The organism is Aurantiacibacter sp. MUD61 (genome assembly GCF_027912455.1).
Lineage (GTDB): Bacteria > Pseudomonadota > Alphaproteobacteria > Sphingomonadales > Sphingomonadaceae > Alteraurantiacibacter.
On sequence record NZ_CP115446.1, the window covers coordinates 1239161 to 1262883 of the forward strand.

The 23723-nt window shown below is 61.0% G+C and carries 26 protein-coding genes and 1 tRNA gene; 19 read left to right on the forward strand and 8 right to left on the reverse strand.

Annotated features, from left to right (window positions below; all coding sequences use genetic code 11):
• Window positions 1-134: 134 nt before the first annotated feature.
• The 4 genes from argB (at window position 135) to O2N64_RS05995 (ending at window position 2855) form a co-directional block, all read left to right on the forward strand.
• Window positions 135-1034 (forward strand): acetylglutamate kinase, encoded by a 900-nt coding sequence (argB, locus tag O2N64_RS05980; protein WP_271079367.1) that lies wholly within the window; start codon window positions 135-137, stop codon window positions 1032-1034.
• Window positions 1035-1127: 93 nt separating this feature from the next.
• Window positions 1128-1403, forward strand: coding sequence for a YggT family protein (locus O2N64_RS05985; protein ID WP_271079368.1), 276 nt, complete (start codon window positions 1128-1130; stop codon window positions 1401-1403).
• 40 nt (window positions 1404-1443) lie between these two features.
• Window positions 1444-2217 carry a hypothetical protein gene (locus O2N64_RS05990; protein WP_271079369.1) on the forward strand — a complete coding sequence of 258 codons (774 nt, stop codon included), beginning with the start codon at window positions 1444-1446 and terminating at the stop codon, window positions 2215-2217.
• 14 nt (window positions 2218-2231) lie between these two features.
• On the forward strand, window positions 2232-2855 hold the full coding sequence (locus O2N64_RS05995; protein WP_271079370.1) for a MarC family protein: 624 nt from the start codon (window positions 2232-2234) through the stop codon (window positions 2853-2855).
• A gap of 314 nt (window positions 2856-3169) precedes the next feature.
• Here the strand turns inward: O2N64_RS05995 and O2N64_RS06000 are convergent, their stop codons facing one another.
• Complete coding sequence (locus O2N64_RS06000; protein WP_271079371.1) at window positions 3170-3787, reverse strand: LON peptidase substrate-binding domain-containing protein; 618 nt, start codon at window positions 3785-3787, stop codon at window positions 3170-3172.
• Complete coding sequence (locus O2N64_RS06005; protein ID WP_271079372.1) at window positions 3784-4713, reverse strand: tetratricopeptide repeat protein; 930 nt, start codon at window positions 4711-4713, stop codon at window positions 3784-3786. Before O2N64_RS06005 ends, O2N64_RS06000 begins: the two co-directional genes overlap by 4 nt.
• A gap of 213 nt (window positions 4714-4926) precedes the next feature.
• On the opposite strand from O2N64_RS06005, the gene O2N64_RS06010 reads away from it, so the two are divergent.
• Both O2N64_RS06010 and O2N64_RS06015 read left to right on the forward strand, forming a co-directional pair.
• Window positions 4927-5001: transfer RNA gene (locus tag O2N64_RS06010), tRNA-Gly, on the forward strand.
• A 58-nt stretch (window positions 5002-5059) separates the two neighbouring features.
• The gene (locus tag O2N64_RS06015; protein ID WP_271079373.1) at window positions 5060-5590 is read left to right on the forward strand and encodes a hypothetical protein; all 531 of its coding nucleotides are present in this window, start codon (window positions 5060-5062) and stop codon (window positions 5588-5590) included.
• 43 nt (window positions 5591-5633) lie between these two features.
• On the opposite strand, the gene O2N64_RS06020 is transcribed toward O2N64_RS06015, so the two are convergent.
• Complete coding sequence (locus O2N64_RS06020) at window positions 5634-6335, reverse strand: winged helix-turn-helix domain-containing protein (protein WP_271079374.1); 702 nt, start codon at window positions 6333-6335, stop codon at window positions 5634-5636.
• Window positions 6336-6447: 112 nt separating this feature from the next.
• Here O2N64_RS06020 and O2N64_RS06025 point away from each other — a divergent pair, with 112 nt between their 5' ends.
• A complete protein-coding gene (locus O2N64_RS06025; RefSeq protein ID WP_271079375.1) occupies window positions 6448-8415 on the forward strand; it encodes a serine hydrolase domain-containing protein in 1968 nt (655 codons plus the stop codon).
• Window positions 8416-8419: 4 nt separating this feature from the next.
• Here the strand turns inward: O2N64_RS06025 and pyk are convergent, their stop codons facing one another.
• Window positions 8420-9901 (reverse strand): pyruvate kinase, encoded by a 1482-nt coding sequence (pyk, locus tag O2N64_RS06030; protein ID WP_271079376.1) that lies wholly within the window; start codon window positions 9899-9901, stop codon window positions 8420-8422.
• A 60-nt stretch (window positions 9902-9961) separates the two neighbouring features.
• Between pyk and O2N64_RS06035 the strand changes: the two genes are divergently transcribed.
• From O2N64_RS06035 to O2N64_RS06070, 8 genes are all read left to right on the forward strand, one after another.
• Window positions 9962-10279, forward strand: coding sequence for a DUF1244 domain-containing protein (locus O2N64_RS06035; RefSeq protein ID WP_271079377.1), 318 nt, complete (start codon window positions 9962-9964; stop codon window positions 10277-10279).
• A gap of 137 nt (window positions 10280-10416) precedes the next feature.
• Window positions 10417-10653, forward strand: coding sequence for a DUF2312 domain-containing protein (locus O2N64_RS06040; RefSeq protein ID WP_197919798.1), 237 nt, complete (start codon window positions 10417-10419; stop codon window positions 10651-10653).
• Window positions 10654-10716: 63 nt separating this feature from the next.
• Window positions 10717-11787, forward strand: a complete 1071-nt coding sequence (locus tag O2N64_RS06045) for a hypothetical protein (protein ID WP_271079378.1) — start codon at window positions 10717-10719, stop codon at window positions 11785-11787.
• A gap of 89 nt (window positions 11788-11876) precedes the next feature.
• Window positions 11877-12623 (forward strand): YebC/PmpR family DNA-binding transcriptional regulator, encoded by a 747-nt coding sequence (locus O2N64_RS06050; RefSeq protein ID WP_271079379.1) that lies wholly within the window; start codon window positions 11877-11879, stop codon window positions 12621-12623.
• Window positions 12624-12728: 105 nt separating this feature from the next.
• Entirely contained in the window at window positions 12729-13193 is a 465-nt protein-coding gene (gene ruvC / locus O2N64_RS06055) for a crossover junction endodeoxyribonuclease RuvC (RefSeq protein WP_271079380.1), read from the forward strand.
• A gap of 113 nt (window positions 13194-13306) precedes the next feature.
• The gene (locus tag O2N64_RS06060; RefSeq protein ID WP_271079381.1) at window positions 13307-13648 is read left to right on the forward strand and encodes a hypothetical protein; all 342 of its coding nucleotides are present in this window, start codon (window positions 13307-13309) and stop codon (window positions 13646-13648) included.
• A 115-nt stretch (window positions 13649-13763) separates the two neighbouring features.
• Window positions 13764-14117 carry an ArsC family reductase gene (locus tag O2N64_RS06065; RefSeq protein WP_271079382.1) on the forward strand — a complete coding sequence of 118 codons (354 nt, stop codon included), beginning with the start codon at window positions 13764-13766 and terminating at the stop codon, window positions 14115-14117.
• An 89-nt stretch (window positions 14118-14206) separates the two neighbouring features.
• A complete protein-coding gene (locus O2N64_RS06070) occupies window positions 14207-15193 on the forward strand; it encodes a glycerophosphodiester phosphodiesterase (protein WP_271079383.1) in 987 nt (328 codons plus the stop codon).
• Here the strand turns inward: O2N64_RS06070 and ubiG are convergent.
• Complete coding sequence (gene ubiG / locus O2N64_RS06075) at window positions 15174-15911, reverse strand: bifunctional 2-polyprenyl-6-hydroxyphenol methylase/3-demethylubiquinol 3-O-methyltransferase UbiG (protein WP_271079384.1); 738 nt, start codon at window positions 15909-15911, stop codon at window positions 15174-15176. The genes O2N64_RS06070 and ubiG overlap by 20 nt on opposite strands.
• 52 nt (window positions 15912-15963) lie before the next feature.
• Here ubiG and O2N64_RS06080 point away from each other — a divergent pair, with 52 nt between their 5' ends.
• Complete coding sequence (locus O2N64_RS06080) at window positions 15964-17244, forward strand: aspartate kinase (protein WP_271079385.1); 1281 nt, start codon at window positions 15964-15966, stop codon at window positions 17242-17244.
• Between the two features lie 3 nt (window positions 17245-17247).
• Window positions 17248-18426 (forward strand): formate-dependent phosphoribosylglycinamide formyltransferase, encoded by a 1179-nt coding sequence (gene purT / locus O2N64_RS06085; RefSeq protein ID WP_271079386.1) that lies wholly within the window; start codon window positions 17248-17250, stop codon window positions 18424-18426.
• Between the two features lie 6 nt (window positions 18427-18432).
• On the opposite strand, the gene O2N64_RS06090 is transcribed toward purT, so the two are convergent.
• The gene (locus O2N64_RS06090) at window positions 18433-19914 is read right to left on the reverse strand and encodes an aldehyde dehydrogenase family protein (RefSeq protein WP_271079387.1); all 1482 of its coding nucleotides are present in this window, start codon (window positions 19912-19914) and stop codon (window positions 18433-18435) included.
• Between the two features lie 70 nt (window positions 19915-19984).
• On the opposite strand from O2N64_RS06090, the gene O2N64_RS06095 reads away from it, so the two are divergent.
• Window positions 19985-21013, forward strand: coding sequence for an NAD(P)H-dependent flavin oxidoreductase (locus O2N64_RS06095; RefSeq protein WP_271079388.1), 1029 nt, complete (start codon window positions 19985-19987; stop codon window positions 21011-21013).
• 155 nt (window positions 21014-21168) lie between these two features.
• Here O2N64_RS06095 and O2N64_RS06100 read toward each other — a convergent pair whose 3' ends face one another.
• A complete protein-coding gene (locus tag O2N64_RS06100) occupies window positions 21169-21672 on the reverse strand; it encodes an energy transducer TonB family protein (RefSeq protein WP_271079389.1) in 504 nt (167 codons plus the stop codon).
• 328 nt (window positions 21673-22000) lie between these two features.
• Window positions 22001-22477 carry an NINE protein gene (locus O2N64_RS06105; protein ID WP_271079390.1) on the reverse strand — a complete coding sequence of 159 codons (477 nt, stop codon included), beginning with the start codon at window positions 22475-22477 and terminating at the stop codon, window positions 22001-22003.
• A 171-nt stretch (window positions 22478-22648) separates the two neighbouring features.
• Between O2N64_RS06105 and O2N64_RS06110 the strand changes: the two genes are divergently transcribed.
• Entirely contained in the window at window positions 22649-23518 is an 870-nt protein-coding gene (locus O2N64_RS06110) for a dienelactone hydrolase family protein (protein ID WP_271079391.1), read from the forward strand.
• Window positions 23519-23723: the final 205 nt, after the last annotated feature.

A 23723-nucleotide genomic window follows, 5' to 3' on the forward strand; every position in this document is an offset into this window, starting at 1 on the left:
ACGGCGAGCCGTGTTTGGCGCTCACCTCAGGGAAAATTCGCAGAGGTGGGTTAGTATACCGTTAAAATCCACAGGCGCGGACCGGGATCGGAAAAGCTGGCCCTCTGCGCAGATGCGGCTTATGCGGTGGCGGCATGAGCGAGACACTATCCGATCCCATGCTGGCCAAAGCCGAAACGCTGATCGAGGCGCTGCCCTATTTCCAACGCTACGCCGGGCGCAGCTTTGTGGTGAAATATGGCGGCCACGCGATGGGCGATCCCGCTGCGGCAGAGGATTTTGCGCAGGACATCGTTCTGTTGAAAGCTGTCGGCATCAACCCGGTGGTTGTGCACGGCGGCGGCCCGCAGATCGGCGCGATGCTCGCAAAACTGGGAGTTGAAAGCACTTTCGTGGATGGCCTGCGCGTTACCGACAAGGCGACTGCCGAAGTGGCCGAAATGGTCTTGTCGGGCGCGATCAACAAGGAATTGGTCGGCTGGGTCAATCAGGCAGGCGGCAAGGCGATCGGCCTCAGCGGCAAGGACGGCAAGATGGTCCTCGCCGAGAAAGTCAGCCGGACGGTGAAAGATCCTGATAGCCAGATCGAGCAAGCAGTCGATCTGGGTTTTGTCGGTGAGCCCAAGGCTGTAGATACGACCATCCTCAAGACCGCGAGCGATGCGGGCATGATCCCGATTGTCGCGCCGATCGCCAGCGATGGGGAAGGGCAGACCTACAATATCAACGCCGATACGATGGCGGGCGCGCTCGCGGCAGCGCTGGGAGCCGCACGGCTGTTCCTGCTGACCGATGTACCCGGCGTGCTCGATAAAGAAGGCGCGCTGATGACTGATCTCACCCCTGCCGACATTGCCCGCCTGCGCGAAGATGGCACGGTCAGCGGCGGCATGATCCCGAAGCTGCAAACCTGCGTCGATGCAGTGGAGGCTGGCTGTGAGGCGGCGGTGGTGCTCGATGGGCGCGTGCCGCATGCGATGCTGCTTGAATTCTTCACCAGCCGCGGCGCAGGCACGCTCGTCAGCGCGGGTTGAGCCTTCGCTTCGCGATCCCTAGATAAAGCGACAGGGACATCATCAGGGCGGCGCTTCTCGCGTCCCTGCCCCATAGGTCGAAACAGGAAACTCATGGCGCCTCTCATCGAAATTATCAGCATCATCACCAGCGCGGTTATCATGCTGATCATCGTGCAATTCATCATTGGGCTGCTGTTTGCGTTCAACGTGGTGAGCCCGAGCAATGACTTCCTCATGCAAGTCTATCGCTCGATCAACGCTTTGCTCGATCCGATCCTGCGACCGATCCGGCGTATCCTGCCTGACACCGGCGCAATCGACTTTTCGCCGCTTGTGCTGATCATCGGCCTGCAGATTCTCGACACGATTATTCGCAGCCTTGCCTAGGGGCTTTGACAAACGCTTCGCACCCGCGCAGGGGCGAATCATGAACGCAAAAATCCTTGTTTCTGCTGTCGCGCTCGCCGCCATGCTGGGGGCGTGCACGTCTCCGCGCGAACAGGCGCTCAACCGCCAATCCCGCGCTGCTGAACGCACTCTGGAGCGCATCGGTTCGATCGGCGACCCGGGCCGCGTGGCCGCCGCCGATTTCGCGTTCGCCCGGCAGGCAAGAGAGAGGGGCCAGTGGACTGCCTTTGCCGCCACCGCCGCACCCGGCGCGATGCTGCATGGCCGGAACGGCCTGATCGAAGCCGCACCATGGCTCGCCGCGCAGGATGATCCGGAAGAATCTGTCGTGTGGGGCCCGAATACGGTCTGGTCCAGCTGCGATGGCACGCTGGCGGTGACCTTCGGCCGGTTCCAGGACCCCGAAGGTCTGGTCGGCAGCTATGTCACCGTGTGGGAATTGCAGGGCGATGGCAGCTACAAGTGGATTTACGACATGGGCGCGCAGGATAACCCGCAGCCGCCTCCGCCAGAGGACCCCGACATTCCCGAAGGTGCCATCGTGGTGCCAGGGCTGACTGCGATCAATGGCATGGTTGCGGATTGCCCGCGCGCTGGTGAGGAGCAGCCCGAAGTCTACGTCCCGCTCATGCCGATGGCCGAAAGCGGCGGGCGCTTTTCCGAAGATCGCACTTTGCGCTGGGACTGGTTCCAGACGGCCAGCGGACAGCGCAGCGTGATCGTGAACTGGATCAGGGACGGTGAAGTGCAACGCGCTCTGGGCTGGACCGCGCCGCTCCCGTTGGAGAATTAGGCATGACACCGGCCATGACCGAACTCTTCCTGTCCGCTTTCATCACCCTTTTCGTGGTGATCGATCCGCCCGGCTGCGCGCCGATCTACGCCGGACTGACCAAGGCCGCCACCGCCGCGCAGGCGCGAAACATGGCGATCCGCGCGTGTTTTATCGCGCTCATCATCCTGCTGGTTTTCGCGCTGTTCGGGCAGGATTTGCTCGGCGCGCTGCATATTGAACTCGACGCTTTCCGCATCGCAGGCGGGCTGATGCTGTTCTGGATCGCGTGGGAAATGGTCTTCGAAAAGCGCACCCAGCGCCGCGAGGAGCGTGCTGAGAAAGTCGCCTCCTCCCCGCAGGTGGAGGATGTCTCCGTCTTCCCCATGGCCATGCCGATGCTCGCCGGCCCCGGCGCCATCGCCGCGATCATGCTGCTGCAGAACGAAGCGGAAGGTATCGAGGAAAGCCTCGTAGTCCTCGGCGCCCTTGTCGCGGTGCTGTTCATCACAATGCTCGCGCTCATCGCCGCCGGACCGCTTATCCGCCTGCTGGGCGACAAGGTGGAGGCGGTAATTACCCGCCTGCTCGGCGTGCTGCTGGCCGCGCTCGCCGCGCAATATGTGATCGACGGCTTGCGCGGTAGTTTTGGTATTTAGGGTAGCTTGTTTTGCGAAGCCGCATACGCGGCTTCGTCCTCGGCAAATGTTTATTTCCTGCGGCCACATCCGTGGCCGCGTCCTTGGCGCTATTCGCTCCGGCGGGCTTCGTCCGCCTGCGCGGCGCCTGCGGGCTTCGCGTTCGCTCGCTGTCGCTGACCTTCGGCCCGCGAGCCCAGCGCTCCATTCAATCGGTGTCGTGGAGCACGCTCGGCGACAAGCCGAGGGCAAGGCCGAAAGGCCGCCCGCAGCGAGCGCAGCTTGCCTGCGCGTCTAGCGAGGACGAAGCCGCGGATGCGGCTTCGCAAAACAAACTACTGAAGCGTCACCGAGCTCTCATCGGGATCGCCCTTGCCGAAGAATTCCAGCAGGCTCGCGAGCAGGTCGCATCGCTCGCGCAAATCCTTGGCTTCGAGCAGGCCCTGCTTGGCGGCGGCGTCGAATGGTGCGATCTGGGAAATGCCGTTTACCAGCGTCACATCGTCGAGCTGAGCCACCGAATCCCAGTCGATCGCGTAGCCCTGGCTATCGGCAAATTTGCGCGCTTCGTATTCGAGGCTGGCCCGCTCGCCGAGCGAGAGGAACTCGTCCGCTGGCTCTTCGATCAGTTCTGCTTCCACCTGGCGGAAGGGCGTTGCCACTTCCAGCTCATGCTTGATGCGGAAACGCGATTCGCCGAGCAGGATGACGTTGTAGCGCCCATCTTCGCTCGTCTCGACATCTTCGATCTTGCCCACGCAACCGACCGAATAGAGCGGCGCATCGTCGACAGGATCGGTGGGCTGGATCATCGCGATGCGGCGATCGCGCGCTAGCGCATCGCCCACCATGGCGCGGTATCGCGGCTCAAAGATGTGCAGCGGCAATTGCAGCCCGGGGAAGAGGATCGCCCCGGTCAGCGGGAAAATGGAAAGGCGTTTTGTCTCGCTCATCCGAACAGGATCAATGACAGTTTGCGGCGCTGGGCCGAGACCCACGGATCTTCCAGTCCGACCGCTTCGAAAATCTGCAGCAGCTTGGCCTTGGCCGCTTCATTGCCCTCTTCGCCGCCACCTTCAATGGCGCGCAGCAGTACTTCGGCCGCTTCATCGCGCTCGCCAGCGGCAAATGCGGCTTCGGCAAAGGCCAGCTGCGCATCTGTATCGGCGGGGCGCTCTGCCGCGGCAGCGCGCAAGTTTTGCAATTCGGTATCATCGACCTGCTGCCCGGCAAGTTCGATCGCCGAATAGGCCTGCTTTACAGCGGCATCGTTTTGGACCTCTTCGGGCAGTGCGTCATGCGCCGCTTTGGCGGCATCAGCCTGATCATTGGCCACCAGCGCGCGGATGTATCCCGACTGGACATCGGGCCGCTGCGCGATTGGCGGTGGCGCCTGCGTGGCGAGCTGGGTGAACAGCTCCAGCGCCCTGTCTTTCTCTTCGCCGGCCAGCATCGCTTCGCCCGCCTCGATCATTTGCGCGACTTGCGCTTCCATCTGCGCCATCTGATCCGCACCTTCGCCATCATGCGCGCCTGCCTGCACCGGCAGCTGCTCAAGCAATTGGTCGAGCGCCTGCTTCAGCTGCGATTCGCTGCGCATCGGCGTCAGGTCGGCAACCGGCTGACCCTGGAACATGGCATAGATTGTGGGGATCGACTGGACCTGGAACTGGCTGGCGATGAACTTCTCTTCATCGACATCGACTTTCGCGAGCATGACGCCCTTGTCGGCATATTCTGCCGCGACTTTCTCCAGCATCGGGGCAATCGCCTTGCACGGCCCGCACCATTCCGCCAAGAAATCAAGGATGACAAGCTTGGTCTGGCTTGGCTCGACAACCTGCTTGCGAAAGCGGTCGACTGCCTTCTGTTCGTCCATATTGAGGCCCATGCTTGCCAAGGTGATGCTCCTGTAAGTCTTGTGATCGCGTAAGCATGCAATGTGGCGTTTCTGTGCGCTTTGTGAAGGGGGCAGGGCGCAGGCGGGCCGACTTTTCGCAAAAGCGCAAGATTCCCTCTTGCAGGGCGTGATAACCGTTGCTAACTGCGCCGCTCCCCACCCGGAGCGTGTCTTCGGGTAGAGCGCCAGTGAGCGGGCGTAGCTCAGGGGTAGAGCACAACCTTGCCAAGGTTGGGGTCGGGCGTTCGAATCGCCTCGCCCGCTCCATTTTCCCATATGTGAAAGCGTTATGGCCACCCGCCCGCGGGTGCTGTAGCCTTGCGCTATGCTGATTTCCCTCGCGTCTCTCGCCCTGTTTGCAGCCGCGCCGCCGCAGGACTTTGTCCCGCGCGACTACAATCCTTTCATGACTTTCACGCGCAATCCATCACAGGTGGGTGACGATGTGACGGTGGAAGTCGGCGTATTGCGCGGAGAAGGGCGGCTGCAATTCTGGTTTCGCCGCGTATCGATTGCGCAGGATGACCGGACGAGCACGATCCAGTGGACGGATACGCAGCGCTGCCCCGCCGCGCGCGATGCTGTGGTCGCCTCGACCCAGATCGCGCCGCCGCGCGTACTGGTGCCCGGCATACCCGTGCGCCCCGATGGGTCAGTGATCCTGAGTCTCGACGGCGTCCAATACAGCCTGCGAACGAGCGCGCATTACGATAGCTACGGCGGGAATGAACTGTACTTCACGTCGAATATCGACACGCCGCTTGCCAATTGGGTGGAAGGCAGCCTGGCGATACTGGAAGAGTGCTGGTCAGATGATGCGCCGCTCCATCAGGATGATGACAGCGCGACACCTTGAGACTGGCAGCTGAATGCGCTGCGTGCTTGGCGCTTTCCCTGTCCTATAGCTGCGAGCAAGAGCCGCTCTGCGAAAGCACTTGAAGCGATTCCACAAGTCGGGCGCTTGGTGGCAGGACGAAAAGCGACAGATCATTCGACAGGGTGCAAAGTGCCCGCGAAGCCTCGGGCGATCCTGCGAGAATGGCTGGAGTAAATGTCGTTTCGATAAGGACTTCTCGTCCTTCAATTATAGCGCGCCCCGGTTCAGGGAGCTTTTCTCCGTCGGAAGATGATATGCGAATTGCTCCGGTGTCCTGATCAACGAGCACAGGCGGAGTATCATCGCCCAGATACAGGGCGACAACGATGATGGCCGCAATCGCTATCGTGACGAGTGCCAGCAGAAGTCTTGCCTGGGACTTCGTCTTGGTTGGCGTATTTGTGTCCGATGCGACCTCAATAATCCGCACTCCCGTAAGAGCATAGCCCCGGCCCCTGTCATTGCGCAGTTCGGCTTGGGCCAGTCCGGATTCTGCCAGCGCTTTGCGAAGCATTGAGACGCGCTGGGTCAGCCGCTCATCCGAGACCACTTCTCCGGGCCAGATTCTTTGCGCCAGATCGGTTTTGGATGCGAAGTCGGGTGCGCTTTCGCCAATCGCGACAAGAAGGTCGAAGGTCCGGTCCCCCATCGAGATCGCCTTCCCATGGACCGTTGCCGAACGCTCCAAACGGTCAATTTCAATAATGGGAGGATTATTGGACATTTGGGGGCGCACCTGTCGCAATCTTCAGTCTTCTTTGGTGTTCTTCACATGCCTGCATGCAGCAACTCTGGGAGAAGCCCGCACATCTGACAAGTGAAAGAAGGACAATCCAATGATGCGCATCACGATGATGGGGGCGACAGTGTTGGCAGCGGCTGGCTCTGTCCCAGTTCAGGCAAATTCCGGCCCGGTTGTGGCCGTGCATCCGGTCAGCGGACTGGCCGAGCTGGTGGAGCGCAGTGAGGATTGCGAACCGCTCCGCCAATTCGATCCAGACCTGCCGCAGCCTGTCTCCCATTCGGATATCTCCGCCTGTTTCGTCGCTGGCTACTCGGTCGATTTGCAGGCGCTCTTTGTCGTGGTCGATGTCGCAGATGATTTGTGCGTAAGCGACAGAAGCGCGTTTTCACTGCCAAATGGATTGGGTCAAAATCCAGATGGAGCATTGCTTTACTTCGACTTCGAACACCGTTCCTCATTTGCAGAGAAAATGGAATTTTCTCTGGTGGAGCGACCGATTGCAGCAGTCGACGATCGCTTGCTGCCGGAGGGGGCCGTGCAGGTCTCGCGCGAGCAGACAGGCGGAATGACGAGCCGCTACATCTGGGAGATCGATCTTGCAGCGATTTGGCGGGACCAGAATCTGCCGCAGGAATGGCTTACTTCTGGAGCACTGATCTTCGGCTTTGATATCGTGATTTTCGATCGAGATGCTGAACGCGATGGGTCCATCCTCAAATGGACTTCTGGACCGAATGACGGCGCAGAGAACCGCGATCTTGGCGATCTGGTGATCTGGCCAGAGCCGTTCGCGCCCGTAGCGATCTCAGGCCGTACACATTGGCCTGAGGCGATGGGGGAAACAGAGCCGCCGCGCTTCGCTCATTTTCGATCTGAGCAATTTCCACATGTCACTTTTCGCACCCTGACCGATCCGCAGGGCAACTTCGCTCTTGATCTGCCGCGCGGTTCCTATCGCGCCTTCACTTCGGACAGTCGATCGCTCGGGCGAGCTGCGGAGCTGCAGGGTGAGGATGTACAGGTGAGTGGTGCCCAACAGGATCTCTCACTGACAGGCCCTCAGCCAGAGCGCGAGCTCTCCGATTTGATGTCCGGCATTGCCATGGAGCACAATATTCCCGCTCTGGGCATCGGCTGGGCGGTGAATGGTGAGGAGCAGTTTGTCCGCACCTTCGGCACACAGGCGAATGGCGAACTTGCGGATAACCACACAGTGTTTCGCACCGCCTCGATCACAAAACTCGTCACGACCATGACGGTGCTCTCTCTAGTGGACGAGGGGAGCTGGGACCTAGACCGGCCCCTGGCAGATTTCCGGATGGAACCCGCGTTATCCAATGATCCGCGTTCTGCCGAACTGACGACTCGTATGGTGTTGCGGCACCTTACCGGTCTTCCAAACTGGCGGATGGGAGATCCACTTCGATTTCAGTCGGATCCCGGTGAAATGCAGGGCTATTCTGGCGAGGCCTTCGAGCAACTGCGTCTCGCTGTGGAAGCCCACACCGGCGAAAGCCTCGAGGCGCTCGCCCAGCGCTACGTTTTCGGGCCAGCAGAGATGCACGACACATCGTTTCGCTGGTCCCCCTACGTCGCAGACAGGTTTGCCGGCGAGCATTGGGCGACTGGTACGCCTCTTCCACATTATCGCGGTGACAGTGTGAATGCCGCGGCCAACATGCTTTCAACGCCCCAAGATCTGCTTCGCTTTGGGCTCTGGTTTCTCGACTGGCGCGAAGCTCACCCAGAGCTGGCAGAAAGCCTGGCGCGTCCGAATGAGATTGAATTGATGCCGGAGGACATGCCAGGCCTTGCGCCACACGGTCTTGGCTGGATCGTGCAGGATCGTGACGGGCGGACACTGCTTGAGCACAGTGGCGGCCAAACGGGCATCAATACCCATCTGATCGTCGATCCCGAGACGCGGTCAGTGTTGGTTGTTCTTACCAATAGCTCGGCCGGCTGGCCCGCCATCCGCGCGGCTTTTCAAGCGACGCTCAACCGTAATCGCGATCTGCCTGAAACACTTGAAAGCCTCTATGGCGATATTCGCTTTTAGGAGTTTAGTCCCAACCCTCAAGCTCGTCGCCCTGAACCGTCACCACATGCACGAGGTTCGTCGCGCCGGATTGGCCGAAGGGGACGCCCGCCATCACGGCGAGGCGAGAGCCGCTTTCGGCAAAGCCATGGCGCAGAGCCATACGTTTGCCCTTGGCGACCATTTCTTCAAAGCTGCCGATGTCCTTGGTCGCCACCGGATGCGCGCCCCACAGGAGAGCCACGCGGCGGGCGACGGCCATACTGGGAGTAAGCACCATGACGGGCACAGCCGGGCGTTCACGCGCCACGCGCCGGGCGCTGCTGCCCGATGACGTAAACACACCGATCGCGCCGAGCGTCACTGTGTCGCCGATGGTCATGCAGGCATGCGCCATCGCATCGGCAGTGGTTGGATCGGGCGGCGTATCGAGCATGCGGACGCGGTCCTTATAGGCCTCGTCATTCTCGACCTGGCGGGCGATGCTCGCCATCATCAGCACGGCTTCTTCGGGCCAGTCGCCCGCAGCGGTCTCGGCTGAGAGCATGACGCAATCCGCACCATCGTAGACGGCATTGGCAACGTCGGACACTTCGGCGCGGGTGGGTGCTGGGCTTTCGATCATGCTTTCCAGCATTTGCGTCGCCACGATCACGGGCTTGCCCGTCAGGCGGGTTTTGTTGACGATCTTCTTCTGCAGCGGCGGCACTTCTTCGGGATTGAGCTCCACGCCCAGGTCGCCGCGTGCCACCATGATCGCGTCCGACTGCTCGATGATTTCATCAAGGCGACGCACGGCTGAAGGCTTCTCGATCTTGGCACACAGCGCACCGCGCGGTTCGCCATTGGGGCCGCGCATCAGGCGGCGGGCTTCGGCAAGGTCATCGGGGCGCTGGACGAAGGATAGTCCGATCCAGTCCGCACCCTGATCCATGGCAAAGGCGAGATCCTTGCGATCCTTCTCGGTCAGCGCGGGAATGGGAATTTCGGCATCAGGCACGTTCACGCCCTTGCGATCGGAAATGACACCGCCGACTTCGGCCTTGCAGGTGATGGCCTCTTCGGAAGCCGACAGGACGCGGAAACGCATCTTGCCATCATTGACCAGCAGGCGCTGGCCTTCCTCGATCACGGCAAAAATTTCCGGATGCGGCAGCTCGACGCGGGTGGCATCGCCCGGCTCGCTCGACCGGTCGAAGGTGAACTTCGCCCCGTGCGAGATGGTCGCTTTGCCGTCGGCAAATTTGCCCACACGCAGTTTCGGCCCCTGCAGGTCTGCAAGGATAGCGATGGGGCGGTGAAATTCCTTCTCCAGCGCGCGGATATTGGCGATGGTCTTGGCGTGCATCTCATGCTCGCCATGGCTCATATTCACGCGAAAGGCGTCGGCCCCGGCCTTGAATAGGCTGCGCAGTACGTCCGGATCTGCGGTGGACGGGCCGGTGGTTGCGAGGATCTTGACCTTGCGGCCTCTCGGATCGAGCTTTGCGCGTGTTTCATTTGCCATATGCCCAGCCTATGGCACGCTAATGTGACAAGACAAGAGCACTTTGGATGAGGCATTGCTATGCATGACACAACTGACCCGCTGGATGCGCTCCCCGATGACGTGGCAGCGGCCGCCTTCCGCCGGCTGGTGCGCCATTTGCGCCATCGCCACGACGCGCAGAATATCGAGCTGATGGGGCTGGCAGGCTTCTGCCGCAATTGCCTCGCCGACTGGATTCGCGATGCCGGATATGAAGGCGACAAGGCCGAAGCCCGTGCGCTCATCCACGGCATGCCCATTGAAGAATGGAAAGCTACGCGCCAGAGCGAGGCGAGCGAAGAACAGATCGCCCGTATGCAGGCGAGCATCGCGAAAAACGCGGCAGACCTTCGTTGATTTCTTGGCGCTGACCTTTCGGCGCTAAAGTTTTCCCGACCAAATTTCGGGCCTTGTGGATTGCACTCTTCACCGCGCCATGATGCGCGGCTAACCAGCGCGGCAACTGATTCTCATTCCAACCGGAGTAAACCCACATGGCTGAAGCCACCGACGACCGCCTGCGCCTGCTGATCGAGCGTATCGAGCGCCTTGAAGAGGAAAAGAAGGGCATCGCCGACGACATTCGCGACGTTTACGCGGAGGCCAAGGCAGTCGGTTACGATGTGAAGATCATGCGCCAGATCGTGCGCCTGCGGAAGATGGACACCAATGACCGCAGCGAAATGGAAATGATCCTCGACACCTACAAGGCCGCGCTCGGCATGGGCTGATCGCCCTTTGTCTTGCCCCTTCGCCGGTGATGTGCCAGCCTTTGTAGTGAAGGGGATAGGGTCATGATTTCACGTATTTGTTTCGCAGCAGCGCTCGCCTTGTCTGGCGCGATGCTCAGCGTGCCTGCGGCCGCGCAGCAGTCCATTTCCTTGGCTGCGGACGAGGCCTACGTACACCCGCACAGCGAGATTACGGTACCGCCGTCGCTGGGCGGGCTGCAGCGCACCCGGATCAATGAATATGCCGAGAATGCGCTCGATCTCGGCATGAATTTCGCAAGTGCCGACAATGGGCAGGTGCTCAGCGTCTACATCTTCCGCAATACCAATGGCTCACTACCGCTGTGGTTCGCGCAAGCGGAGTCGGTGATCGCCATGCACCCCAATTTCGACGAGCCCGATGTCAGCATTGCGCCGCGCAGCTTTGCCTTGCCTGGGAGCGACACGGCGTCCGGCCTTCTCGCCGTTTTTGAGCCCGGCGCGGGCAGCCCGATGCGCAGCACGGGCGTGGCCATGTTTGCCGTCGGTGATTGGTATGTGAAATTGCGCGCAAGCTCTGTCATGCGGACCAGCGATGGCCTGCTGCACTGGATGGAGAGCGCGCTGGCGGAGCTGCAATTGCCGGCTCACGAAGCGGTCGCGGCCACTCCCATTGCAGATTGCGAGAACGAGCTGCGCTTCCGCGGTCGTTCGCGCGATGTTCGCGGTGATGCAGCGGACAATGTCGTGAACAGCCTGCTTGGCGGGCTGCTTCAAGGGCTCGTCGCGGAACGGCAAGCCGAAGCCGGGCCCGTCGCCTGGTGCCGCGATTCTCAGCTCGAGATCGGCCAGGCCGTATATCGCGCGAACGAAAGCGAAAACAGCTATCTCCTGGCGCTGGGTGACAATGGCAATGCCGTCCATGTAGCGCCGCAATTGCGGGTCGAGGGAATTTCGCCCGATAGTGAAAATGACGAGGCCTTTTCTCTCACGCTGCACCGTGCGGCGGAGGATGTGATGCTGGTGTCGCAGGATCGCCTGCCGTCGCCACGGCGCGTCATCGATCTGCTCGACAACAACCGGATCACCTCGAGCCGCAACACTTGGGGCGATGATCGCACAGTCACAGTGCGATCCGGTGAGCTGGGCAAGTAGGCCAAGCCGCGAACAATAACCTCTCGAGCTTGCGTCTTGCTTCGCCATCGGAGTAAGGCGCTCGCATACCGACAACTTAGAGTAGTACGATGGCAGGCCATTCCAAATTCAAGAACATCATGCACCGCAAGGGTGCGCAGGATAAGAAGCGTTCCAACCTATTTTCCAAGCTGAGCCGCGAAATCACCGTTGCGGCGAAGATGGGAACGCCCGATCCGGACATGAACCCGCGCCTTCGGCTCGCGGTGAATACCGCCAAGGCCCAGTCCATGCCGAAGGACAATATCCAGCGCGCCATCGACAAGGCGAGCGCGGCTGACGGCGAGAACTACGAAGAAGTCCGCTACGAAGGCTATGGCCCCGGCGGCAGCGCGATCATCGTCGAGGCGCTGACCGACAATCGCAACCGTACCGCCACTGCCGTGCGCACCGCGTTCAGCAAGAACGGCGGCAATCTCGGAACCGAAGGCAGCGTGCAGCACGGGTTCGAGCGGCGCGGCCTGATCGAATACCCGGCCTCTGCCGGGGATGAGGAAACCGTACTGATGGCAGCGATGGAAGCTGGCGCGGACGACATCGAAAGCTCCGAAGACGGCCACACCATCTGGACCGAGCCCGAAGCGCTCCACCAGGTCGCCACCGACATGGAAAAGGCTTTGGGCGAAGCAGAGAACGTAAAACTCGCGTGGAAGCCCAACATCACGGTCGATATGGACGAGAAGGCGGCGGGCACGCTGCTGAAGCTGGTCGATGCGCTGGACGATGACGACGATGTGCAGACCGTCTGGGGCAATTACGAAATCTCCGATGAGATCATGGAGAAGCTGGAAGCGTGAAGGAATGGGTCGGCGGATTTTTCGTTGGCCTTCTTTGCTTCGCATTCCTGCTTGCCCTTACATGCCGGCTCGGCTGGCGGATTGGCCTAGGGTGAGATCGCGCGCGTGATCATTCTCGGCCTCGATCCATCGCTGAGCTGCACCGGCTGGGGCGTAATCCGGGCTGAGGGCAGTCGCATCTCGCATATCGCCAATGGACAGGTGAAAACGGACTCCAAGACACCAATCGCCGCGCGGCTGACGCAGCTGCATGCGGCGATCGCCGAGGTGATCGCGCTCCACACGCCTGATCGCGCGGCGGCGGAGGAAATCTTTGCCAACAAGAACGCACAATCGACAATCAAGCTGGCGCAGGCGCGCGGCGCAGTAATTGCGGCATGCGGAGGGGCCGGGCTGGAGGTGCGCGAACATGCCGCGCGCCTCGTTAAGAAAGCGGTGGTTGGCACCGGCGGCGCGGAAAAGGCGCAGGTGCAGGCCATGCTGAAAGTCCTGCTGCCCGGCGTGCAACTTGCTGGTGCCGATGCAGCGGATGCGCTTGCTGTCGCGATTGCCGACGCCAATCTGGGATGAAATATCCGGTAGTCTCGCCATGAATGCTTTTCGGAACAAGCGCTTGCCAGTCTCGTAGTGAATACAAACCTTGAGCGGGGACGGGTGTGTCGAGGCAATTGGAGAGACTCGACATGCGCAACAAATCCCTGATCGCCCTTGCAGCATCGGCCCTCGCATTGAGCGGCTGTGCCAATACCTATGGTGGCAATCCGCTCGGAGACCTGCTGGGCGGGATCCTGGGCGGCAGCGGTGGCTACAATGATCGCAACCTCAGCGATTTCCAGCGTGCCGCTGTTCGCGAATGCGGTCAGGAAGCCAGCCGGATTGGCCGGGTCCAGATCACTGACGTGCGGCAGGATGATCGCGATATCGTGGTGGTTTATGGTCGCATCGATACCCGCGATTCGCGCCGCGACGAATTCGCCTGCGCCTTCCGCAGCGATGGCCGCATCGTCGAATTTGACCTGGGTTAATTCCGTATCGCGCGCAGCGCGCGCTAGTCTATAGCTTTAGAATGTTCACGAGGTCGGGGGCACAGTTCGCGCCCGACCTCAATTTGTCATAGCTGAAGGTTAGTGCGAAGAGACCATGATGATCCACATTTACGGCATCCCCAATTGCGACACGGTGAAGAAAGCGCGCAAATGGATGGACGCGCAGAGCATCGATTACACCTTCCACGATTACAAGAAGGAAGGCGTGTCTGAAGATGACCTCTCACGCTGGGCGGACCGCTGCGGCTGGGAGGTCCTGCTAAACCGCCGCGGCACTACATTCCGCAAATTGGACGAAGACCAGAAAGCCGACATGACCCGCGAAAAGGCGATCGCGCTGATGGTCGAACACCCGAGCATGATCAAGCGCCCGGTCATGGAACGCGAGGGCGATGAGCACGTGCTTGTGGGCTTCGCAGAGAGCGAATGGGAGAACGCGCTTTGCTGACACGTTTTATCGTGTTTACAGCACTTTGCTGCGCAGCATTGGGTGCAGCATTTTCTCCTGCTTCTGGGCAGGAAGAGGGGGAGGGTGGCATGCTGATAATTGCCCATCGCGGCGCGAGCGGAGAGCGGCCCGAACACACGCTGGAAGCCTACGATCTCGCCATCGATTTCGGTGCGGATTTCATCGAGCCCGATCTGGTGGTGACAGCCGATGGCGTGCTCGTCGCGAGACATGAGAATGAAATCTCCGGCACAACCGACGTGGCAGATCGGCCCGAATTTGCAGAGCGGCGGACGACCAAGGTGATCGATGGTGAAGAGGTGACCGGCTGGTTCACCGAGGATTTCACTCTGGCTGAACTGCGCACGCTACGCGCTCGCGAGCGATTGCCCGAAATTCGACCGGACAATACGCGCTTCGATGGGCTTTACCAGGTGCCGACGCTTGCAGAAATCAACCAGCTCGTGCGTGCGCGTGAGGCCGAATTCGGCCGCGTGATCGGCATTTATCCCGAGATCAAGCATCCAGCCTATTTCGCGACACTTGGCCATGACGTTGCCACGCTGCTGGTCGAGCAATTGCATGCCGCCGCATATGAGGGCGCCGATGCGCCGGTCTTCATTCAATGTTTCGAGATCGAGCCGCTGCGCCGCTTGAACGCGATGACCGATCTGCGGCTGGTCCAGCTCGTTTCAGACGAAGGCGGACCAGCCGACGATCCTGCAATCGATTATGCGGGCATGGTATCGCGGCAGGGGCTTGCCGAGATTGCCACCTATGCGGATGGCATCGGTGCAGCGATACCCTTGCTGGTGGACGAGCGGGCAAACTCCACCGGCGTTGTTGAGAATGCACATGAGCAGGGCCTGCTTGTCCATGCGTGGACGGTACGCAAGGAAAACGCTTTTCTACCCCCTTCTTTGCAGCGCGGAGACGACCCGCAAGGGCTTGGAAGCATGCGCGATCTCGTCGCAGTGCTCGTCGGCATCGGCGTCGACGGGATTTTCACCGACGATCCCTATTACGCGCTCGATGCGCTGGGCAGAGCGTGGCGCGTCAGGCCGAACGAGCAGTAAGAATATAATTCAGCGACCTATCATCGCTCACATGCAGGCCCTTCAGCGGTGAAAAGGCGATGCCTTTGGTGCGCGTGACCTTGAGACACGCCACGCCAAGCAAATCCTCGAGCTCTTCGGGTGTCACGAAATCTTCCCAATGATGCGTGCCCTTTGGCACTGCGCCCAGCGCTTCCGCGCCTTCGACGAGGAAGGCCTTGCTTATCAAGGTGCGATTGGGTGTCGAGAGGACCATCAGCCCGTCCGGCGCCAGATGCGCGGCCAGCTGTGCAAGGAAAGCCGCCTTGTCCGCCACATGTTCGATCACTTCCATGCAGGTCACGAGATCGAACTTGCCGAGCCCGAGTGAACCGAGTTCTCCCGGCACGTAGCGAATATCCAGCCCTGCACCTTCTGCATGCAGCGCGGCGACTTGCGTATTTTCCGGCGCGGCATCCACGCCAGTCACTTCGGCTCCCATCCGCGCCAGCGGCTCGCACAGCAGCCCAGCACCGCAGCCGACATCGAGCGCGCTCTTGCCAGCCAGCGGTTTTATGCTCTCCACATCGCCTGCCCAATGCATGTCGATCGCTTCACGAATGAAGCCGAGGCGCACAGGGTTGAGCTTGTGCAGCATGGCGGATGATCCCTTGGGATCCCACCACTCTCGCGCCAGCTTGCCAAAGTGTTTTGCCTCTTCCGGGCGGATAGTTGCAGATGTGACAGTTGCGTCGGTCATGCTCTGCCCTTAACAGCCCCGGGGGCATTCAACCATACCGACGAGAGTTACCGTGGCACGCATTGTGATGAAATTCGGGGGGACATCGGTCGCAGGGACCGAGCGCATCCGCCGTGTCGCCAATATCGTGCGCGCGCAAGCGGCTGCCGGGAATGAGGTTGCCGTCGTCGTCTCCGCCATGGCGGGCGAGACCGATCGGCTGGTGAATTTCTGCCGCGAAGCGAATCCGCTCTACGATCCGGCAGAATACGATGTAGTCGTCTCAAGCGGCGAACAGGTGACGAGCGGATTGCTCGCGCTCACCCTGCAAAGCATGGGGTGCAAGGCGCGCAGCTGGCTCGGCTGGCAGGTGCCGGTCAAGACTTTCGCCAATCACGCCAATGCCCGCGTCGGCGACATCGAAGCTGCGCAGATGATCGAAGCGATGCAGGGCGGCGAGATCGCCATCATTCCGGGTTTCCAGGGCGTATCCGACAATGGCCGGATTACGACGATGGGGCGCGGGGGATCGGATACCTCGGCTGTCGCCGTGGCCGCCGCTATCGAGGCTGACCGCTGCGACATCTACACCGATGTGGACGGCGTCTACACCACCGATCCGCGCATCGTGGCGCGCGCGCGCAAGATCAAGCACATCGCCTTTGAAGAAATGCTGGAGCTGGCATCGGTCGGTGCCAAGGTGCTGCAGACCCGCAGCGTCAGCATGGCGATGAAATACAACGTCCGGGTGCAGGTGCTTTCATCCTTCGTGGATGAGAATTCGCCTGCGGCAGACAATCTGCCCGGCACCATGATCGTCTCCGAAGAGGAGATGGGAAAACTTCTGGAGGAAGGCCAAGTGGAACGCCAATCCGTTACCGGTATCGCGCATGACAAGAATGAAGCGCGCGTTGTGCTCACCCGCGTGCCGGACAAGCCGGGCGCCGTCGCCGATATTTTCACCCCGCTGGGTGAGGCGGGCATCAATGTCGATATGATCATCCAGAACGTCGGCCGCGACAAGGGTGAGACCGACGTGACTTTCACTGTCCCGCAGGCAGAGCTCGCCCGAGCGCAGGCAATGCTGGAAGACCGGCAGGAGGCTCTCGGTTTCAATCGCCTGATCACCGACAGCAAGGTCGCCAAGATCAGCGTTGTCGGCATGGGCATGAAGAGCCATGCGGGCGTCGCCGCAACCATGTTCAAGGCGCTCGCCGATCGCGGCATCAACGTGCAGGCGATCTCGACGTCCGAGATCAAGGTTTCGGTATTGATCGACGAAGATGAGACCGAGCTTGCGGTCCGCGTGCTGCACACGGCCTATGGTCTCGATGCTGAAGACGATGCGGCGTAAGGCATGAGCCACACCGCGAAAATCCTGTTGCTTGGCTCGGGCGAGCTGGGCCGTGAATTCGTGATTTCGGCCAAGCGGCTGGGCGCTTATGTCGTGGCCTGCGATGCCTATGACAATGCGCCTGCCATGCAGCTGGCAGACGCTCGCGAAGTCTTTTCCATGCTCGACGGCAGTGCCTTGCGCGAAGTGGTCGAGGCGCATCAGCCCGATTATATCGTGCCGGAAATCGAGGCGATCCGCACCGAAGTGCTCGCCGAACTGGAAGAGGATGGCTTTACCGTCGTCCCCTCCGCGCGCGCCACGCAGCTGACGATGAACCGCGATGCGATCCGCGATCTTGCGGCGCAGGAATTGGGCCTGACGACTTCGCGCTATCGTTACGCGGAAAGTCTTGCCGAAGTACAGGCGGGGGCGGAGCACACCGGCTTCCCGCTTGTCATCAAGCCGGTCATGTCATCATCGGGCAAAGGCCAGAGCAAAGTCGACAGCGCGGCTGACTTGGAGGCTGCATGGAATTACGCGGTCGAGAACATGCGCGGCGATCGCCAGCGCGTCATCGTCGAGCAATTTATCGCTTTCGATTACGAAATCACGCTGCTCACCGTGCGTCATTCGGGCGGTTTCACTTTCTGCGAGCCCATCGGCCACCGGCAGGAGCGCGGCGATTACCAGGAAAGCTGGCAGCCCGCCGCGATGAGCGAAGCTGCTCTCGCCAAAGCGCAGGACATGGCCGAAAAGGTCGTGACCGCGCTGGAAGGCGAGGGCCGCGGCTGGGGTCTCTACGGCGTCGAATTCTTCGTGAAGGGAGAGGAAGTGATCTTTTCCGAACTCAGTCCGCGCCCGCACGATACCGGCATGGTGACGCTGATTTCACAGGGTCTGTCCGAATTCGACCTGCACGCCCGCGCAGTGATGGGCCTGCCGATCTTTGCCGACGAGCCCGCGATTCCCGCCGCCTCCGCCGTGATCCTCGCCGATCGCGAGAGTGCGGATTTCGGTTTCGAAGGCGTGGCCGATGCGCTCGGCCTTGGCCCCGATATCGATGTCCGCATTTTCAGCAAGCCCACCACACGCCCTTACCGCCGCATGGGCGTGGCGCTCGCTGTGGGTGAGACGACAGACGATGCCCGCTCCCTTGCCGCAGAAGCTGCGGGCAAGGTGCGGATCGACTATCGCGACTAATTCGTCCTAGCCCAGATCGTCCGCGCTGAAAGGCAGCTGGCGCTTTTCATGCTGCACACTGATCCAGCGTGTGGTGGTGAAGGCATCGATGGCCCAGCGACCGTTGAAGCGACCGATGCCCGAATTCTTCACGCCGCCAAAGGGTGACATCGGACTGTCGTTCACCGGCGCATCGTTGATGTGGCACATGCCGGACTGAATTTGCTTGGCAACGCGAAGCGCGCGGCCTTCATTCTCCGAAAAGACCGAAGCGGACAGGCCGTAGCTTGTCGCATTGGCGAGGCGGATCGCGTCGTCCTCATCCTTCGCGCGTGTGATCGGGCAAAGCGGGCCGAAAATCTCATTATCGACCAGGCAATTGTCCTCTCCCACATTGGTGAAGACATGCGGCGGGATGACAAGGCCGTCGGGCTCTCCGCCAAGAGCACAGGTCGCGCCCTGTTCCTTCGCCTTGGCGATCATGTCGGTTATCCCGTCGAACTGGTCGCGATTGACGATGGGGCCGATGAAACAATCGGCGGCATCGCGCTTGCCCACGGGCAGTTTCTTCACTCGTTCGACGAATGCCTCGACGAAGGCATCGTAAATGCCGTCTTCCACCACGATGCGATTGGCAATCATGCAAATCTGGCCCTGGTGCATGAACTTGCCCCACACGCTCGCCTCGACCGCGTAATCGAGGTCGGCATCGTCCAGCACAACGATGGGCGAATTGCCGCCCAGTTCCAGCTCGACCGACTTGATGAGATCGGCATCGAGCGCCGCCTTGCCCACGCCGCGCCCCACGCCGGTGGAGCCGGTGAAGGAAACGACCGAGGGGATATCATGCGCAATCAGCGGGTCGCCGATGTCGGAGCCGCCGCCCGGCAGCACGGAAACAAGTCCCTTGGGCACTTCGGCTTCTTCGCAGATCGCGGCGAAAATGGTGCCGCCAGTGACGATGGAATCGCTCGACGGCTTCAGCACCACGGCATTGCCAAGCGCCAGCGCGGGCAGCAGCGTGCGCCCAGTCAGCTGCAGCGGGAAATTCCACGGGCTGATGAGTGCCACGACGCCAGCGGGTTGGCGATAGGCGCGGCTCTCCTTGCCAGGAATATCCTCCGGCAGGATCAATCCTTCGACCATGAAAGGCAGCACCGCGCCCTTGCGCGCCACATCGGTGCACAGCTTGTGTTCGAGCGCGGCCTTCACCTGCGTGCCGCCGATTTCGCGCACGATCCATTCGGCAATCTCGTCCTTGCGCGAGTCCATCACCTCGGCGATGCGCGAGAGGACGGCAGCGCGCGCGGCGGGCGGCATTGCGCCCCATTCCTTTTGGGCTTCGGCAGCGGCCTTGCAGGCCTCATCCACATCATCTGCCGTGGCGCCTTTCATCGTGAAGATGGTGCTTTCGTCCCACGGACAGATATTGTGCATCTCCTTGCCGGAGCCTGTGCGCCATTCACCGGCGACGAAGATGCGATCGAGTTTTTCGTAAGCTTTGTTCATGACAGGCAAACGGCATGCGGCAGGTGCAGTTCCGCTTGCGGGCCGAAAGCCCGTATCATAGGGAGCGGCCATGACTGATTATCCCAAGACATCTGCGCTGATGGCGCGCGGCCGCGAATTCCTTGGCACCGAGCATGCGATCATGTGCGGTGCCATGAGCTGGGTATCGGAGCGCAATCTCGTCTCCGCGATCAGCAATGGCGGCGGCTTTGGCGTGATTGCCTGCGGAGCGATGACGCCCGATCTGCTCGATGCCGAAATCGCCGCGACGAAAGAGATGACGGACAAGCCCTTCGGCGTGAACCTCATCACCATGCATCCCGACCTGTTCGAGCTCATCGCGGTCTGCGAGAAGCACGCCGTCGGCCATGTCGTGCTGGCAGGGGGCATCCCGCCAAAGGGCAGTGTGGAAGCCATCAAGGGCGGCAAGAACCCCGCCAAGGTTATCGTCTTTGCGCCGACACTGGCGCTCGCGAAGAAACTGCTGCGATCGGGCGCGGACGCCTTGGTGATCGAAGGCAGCGAGGCGGGTGGCCATATCGGCCCTGTTTCCACCAGCGTCCTGGCGCAGGAATTCCTGCCCGAACTGGCGAAGGAATTCGTGGTGTTCGTCGCCGGCGGCATCGGCACTGGCGACATGATCGCCGCCTATCTGGAAATGGGTGCGAGCGGCGTGCAGCTCGGCACGCGTTTTGCCTGCGCCACCGAAAGCATCGCCCACCCCGATTTCAAGAAGGCCTTCTTCCGCGCCAAGGCCCGCGATGCGGAAATGAGCGTGCAGGTCGATCCGCGCCTGCCGGTTATTCCGGTGCGCGCGCTGAAGAACAAGGGCACCGACGCCTTCACTGCCAAGCAGCGCGAAGTCGCCAAGATTCTCGATTCAGGCGAGATCGAAATGGCCGAGGCGCAATTGCAGATCGAACATTATTGGGCAGGCGCGCTGCGCCGCGCAGTAGTGGATGGCGATATCGAAAACGGTTCGCTGATGGCCGGGCAAAGCGTGAGCCTCGTCACCGAGGAAGAGCCTGCTGCGGACATCATCACGAAGCTGATGGAGCAGAGCGAAGCCGCGCTGAAGCGCCCCTCGCGCGCAGCATAAGCGGGGCGGGATCCTGGGATCACGCCCCGCGGTGTGTTGCACGGGCTGTCAAGCTATCTGCTTCTCGATCAGCCAATGCGGTGATGCCCTGGCATCACAGCGCGCCCTCCGCAGCCAGACGGCCGCGATGCCAAGGCAAACTGCGACTGGCTGCGTCAGTGACGCGATGCCGGCACGACGTTCAGCGCCAGGATATGTGGCTCGTAAGTCCGTTCGCTTTCCTCGGCTTCGAGACGACGGGTCAGGCGCCCGAGCTCATACTCCGAATTGGCGAAAATGATATTGGCCTGGACTTGCTGGCCGTCTTCACTGCCCCACGGAGCTGGCCCCACGCTATCCATACGACTGACGGCCTGCACGGCGGCTCGGTCAAGAAAACGGCTGCCCGAGCTTTCGTAGATATAGGCTTCACCCGGCGTTCCATCGTCATCGGTGACGAAGCGAACCCGGACTATGCCGGTATCTTCGACCCGCAGCGGAAACCGGACCCGTGCAAGTTGCTGATCAAGCTCCTGCGTCAGCCGTCCGGCAAAAACGGCTTCGCTGGATGCCGGTTGCACGATGATGGTGTCTTGCGCCTGGTCCTGCGCGTGTAGCGGCACGGAAAGGCCGCCGGCGACCAGAGCGATTGCGAATGTTGCGTTGAGTAGTTTTGTCATGTGATCATCCTTCTTGTTACAAAAGATGATCGGCCACAGAAAAAAGCGCGCCTCCCCGCGTCCCGATAGTTTCGGCGTGTTCGATCCAAGGTCGATCACATCCAGCGGTGTCTGCGGAACACTGCGGACGGCTTCTCTTAGCGCAATTCAGAATAAATGGAATTTGGTCCGCGAAATTCGCAAGGATCAATCCGGGCGGCTCTCATTCATTTCTGATCGAAGCAGGGATTCGACGCTGTCACAGCAGGGACACATCGCGTGACTGAACAAAAATTGCGGCGTCTTTTTTTCGCCATTTTCCGACTCGCATGTTGGAGAGTTGGACGGATCAGCCGTACTTTTCCCAGAACCGCTCATCATCCATCGTCAGGTAGATAATGCCCTCGATCAGGCCGAGCAGTCCGGGAATGCCGGTCCAGAAGAACAGCGTATAGAGAATGCCTTGGCCGACACGACCAAGATAATATTTGTGCACGCCGATCCAGCCCAGCAGAATGCCGAAGATTGCTGCCGCCACCTTGCTCTTGTTGCGGGTGTAGGCACGGCCGCCGCCGGCGCGACGTTCGGACATTTTCTCGCGGCGCATATCGGGATCGAGCACTTCACCGCAGTGACGGCACTTCTTGGCCCTTGCGGAGATATCCTCGTCGCAAACCGGGCAGTTGATGCGCCCGTCCCGCTCCGCGATATTTGCCGGGCGCGTGATGTCCGCGCGCGGTAGATTGCCGCCATCGTAGGAGCCGCGATCCAGCTGGATCGGCCCCTTCTGGCTCATTTTACGAATTTCTTCCGCCCTCTTGTCCATGACTGTAAAATGCCGATTGCGGCGGAATAATCAAGGAAATGATCGACAAGCGACATATGCGCCGGACGAGGGGCAAATCGCGCCAAGCCCGCCACATCCATTGGTCCGCTTTGCACAAGTGACTGACAATGCTACGCCCACTGCGGACGGGAAAACAGGAGAGTATCTGCCATGTGCGAACGCGATCAGTTTTCCGCGATCAATCGACCCGTGAATCGCCGCCAGTTCGGCGCCCTGGGCGCAGCAGGGGCAGTTGCTGCCTGTGCTCCCATGGAGCCGATGGATACCGAGGCGACCGGCCTGGTCGAGCGGCAAGTGACCTTCGCCGCCGATGGCGGGACGATGGACGGCGTGTTTATTCATGCGACAAGCGGCTCTGCCCCCGCCGCAATCCTGTGGCCCGATATCGCAGGCCTGCGACCAGCCAAGATCCAAATGGGGCGACGGCTGGCCGAATCCGGATACAGCGTGCTGGTGCCGAACCCTTATTACCGATCAGTCGCAGGTCAGCAGTTCGAGGACTTCAGCGACTGGCGCAACAACAATGGCTGGGAACGCGTGACCCCGTGGCGCGAAGTGAACACGCCCGCTGCAGTCATGGCGACCGCACGCAGTGTGGCTGCATGGCTGGATGATCAGCATGCCGTCGATTCTAGCAAAGGGATCGGCAATCTGGGCCATTGCATGACGGGCAGCTGGACGATTTATTGTGCCCACGCCGTGCCTGATCGCATCAAGGCGGCGGCCAGTTTCCATAGCGGCGGGCTGACCCGCGGTGAGGATATGGCGCCTGTTAACCTCCTAGGCGATCTGCCTGCAGATAGCGGCGTTCACATCGGCATCGCCCGTGATGACAATGCTAGCAGCGAAGGCATGAAAGCCGAATTGGAAGCTGCCGCCGCTGCCGCCAGCGCTGACGTGTCGGTCGAGCTATATGACGGCGATCACGGCTGGACCGTCCTCGATAGCCCCGCCTATGCCCGCGAACCCGCGGAACGCGCGTGGAGCAACCTTCTGGCGCTGTTCTCCCGAACACTCTGATTCGCTGGGCATTCCGACCGACAGAGACCGCTGAGCGGCGAAGCGATTTCGCGAATGGCGCTTATGCGCGACATTCCCAACGTTTCGTCGCGAGCAGCGCACAGCTTTCTCTGATGATCGGCTTTCGCGCCCTATTCGGCGCGGGCGCAGTTGTGATGCCGCGGCGCCAGGCGCAGCTTTCCTCTCGGGGGCGTGACAAACGCTA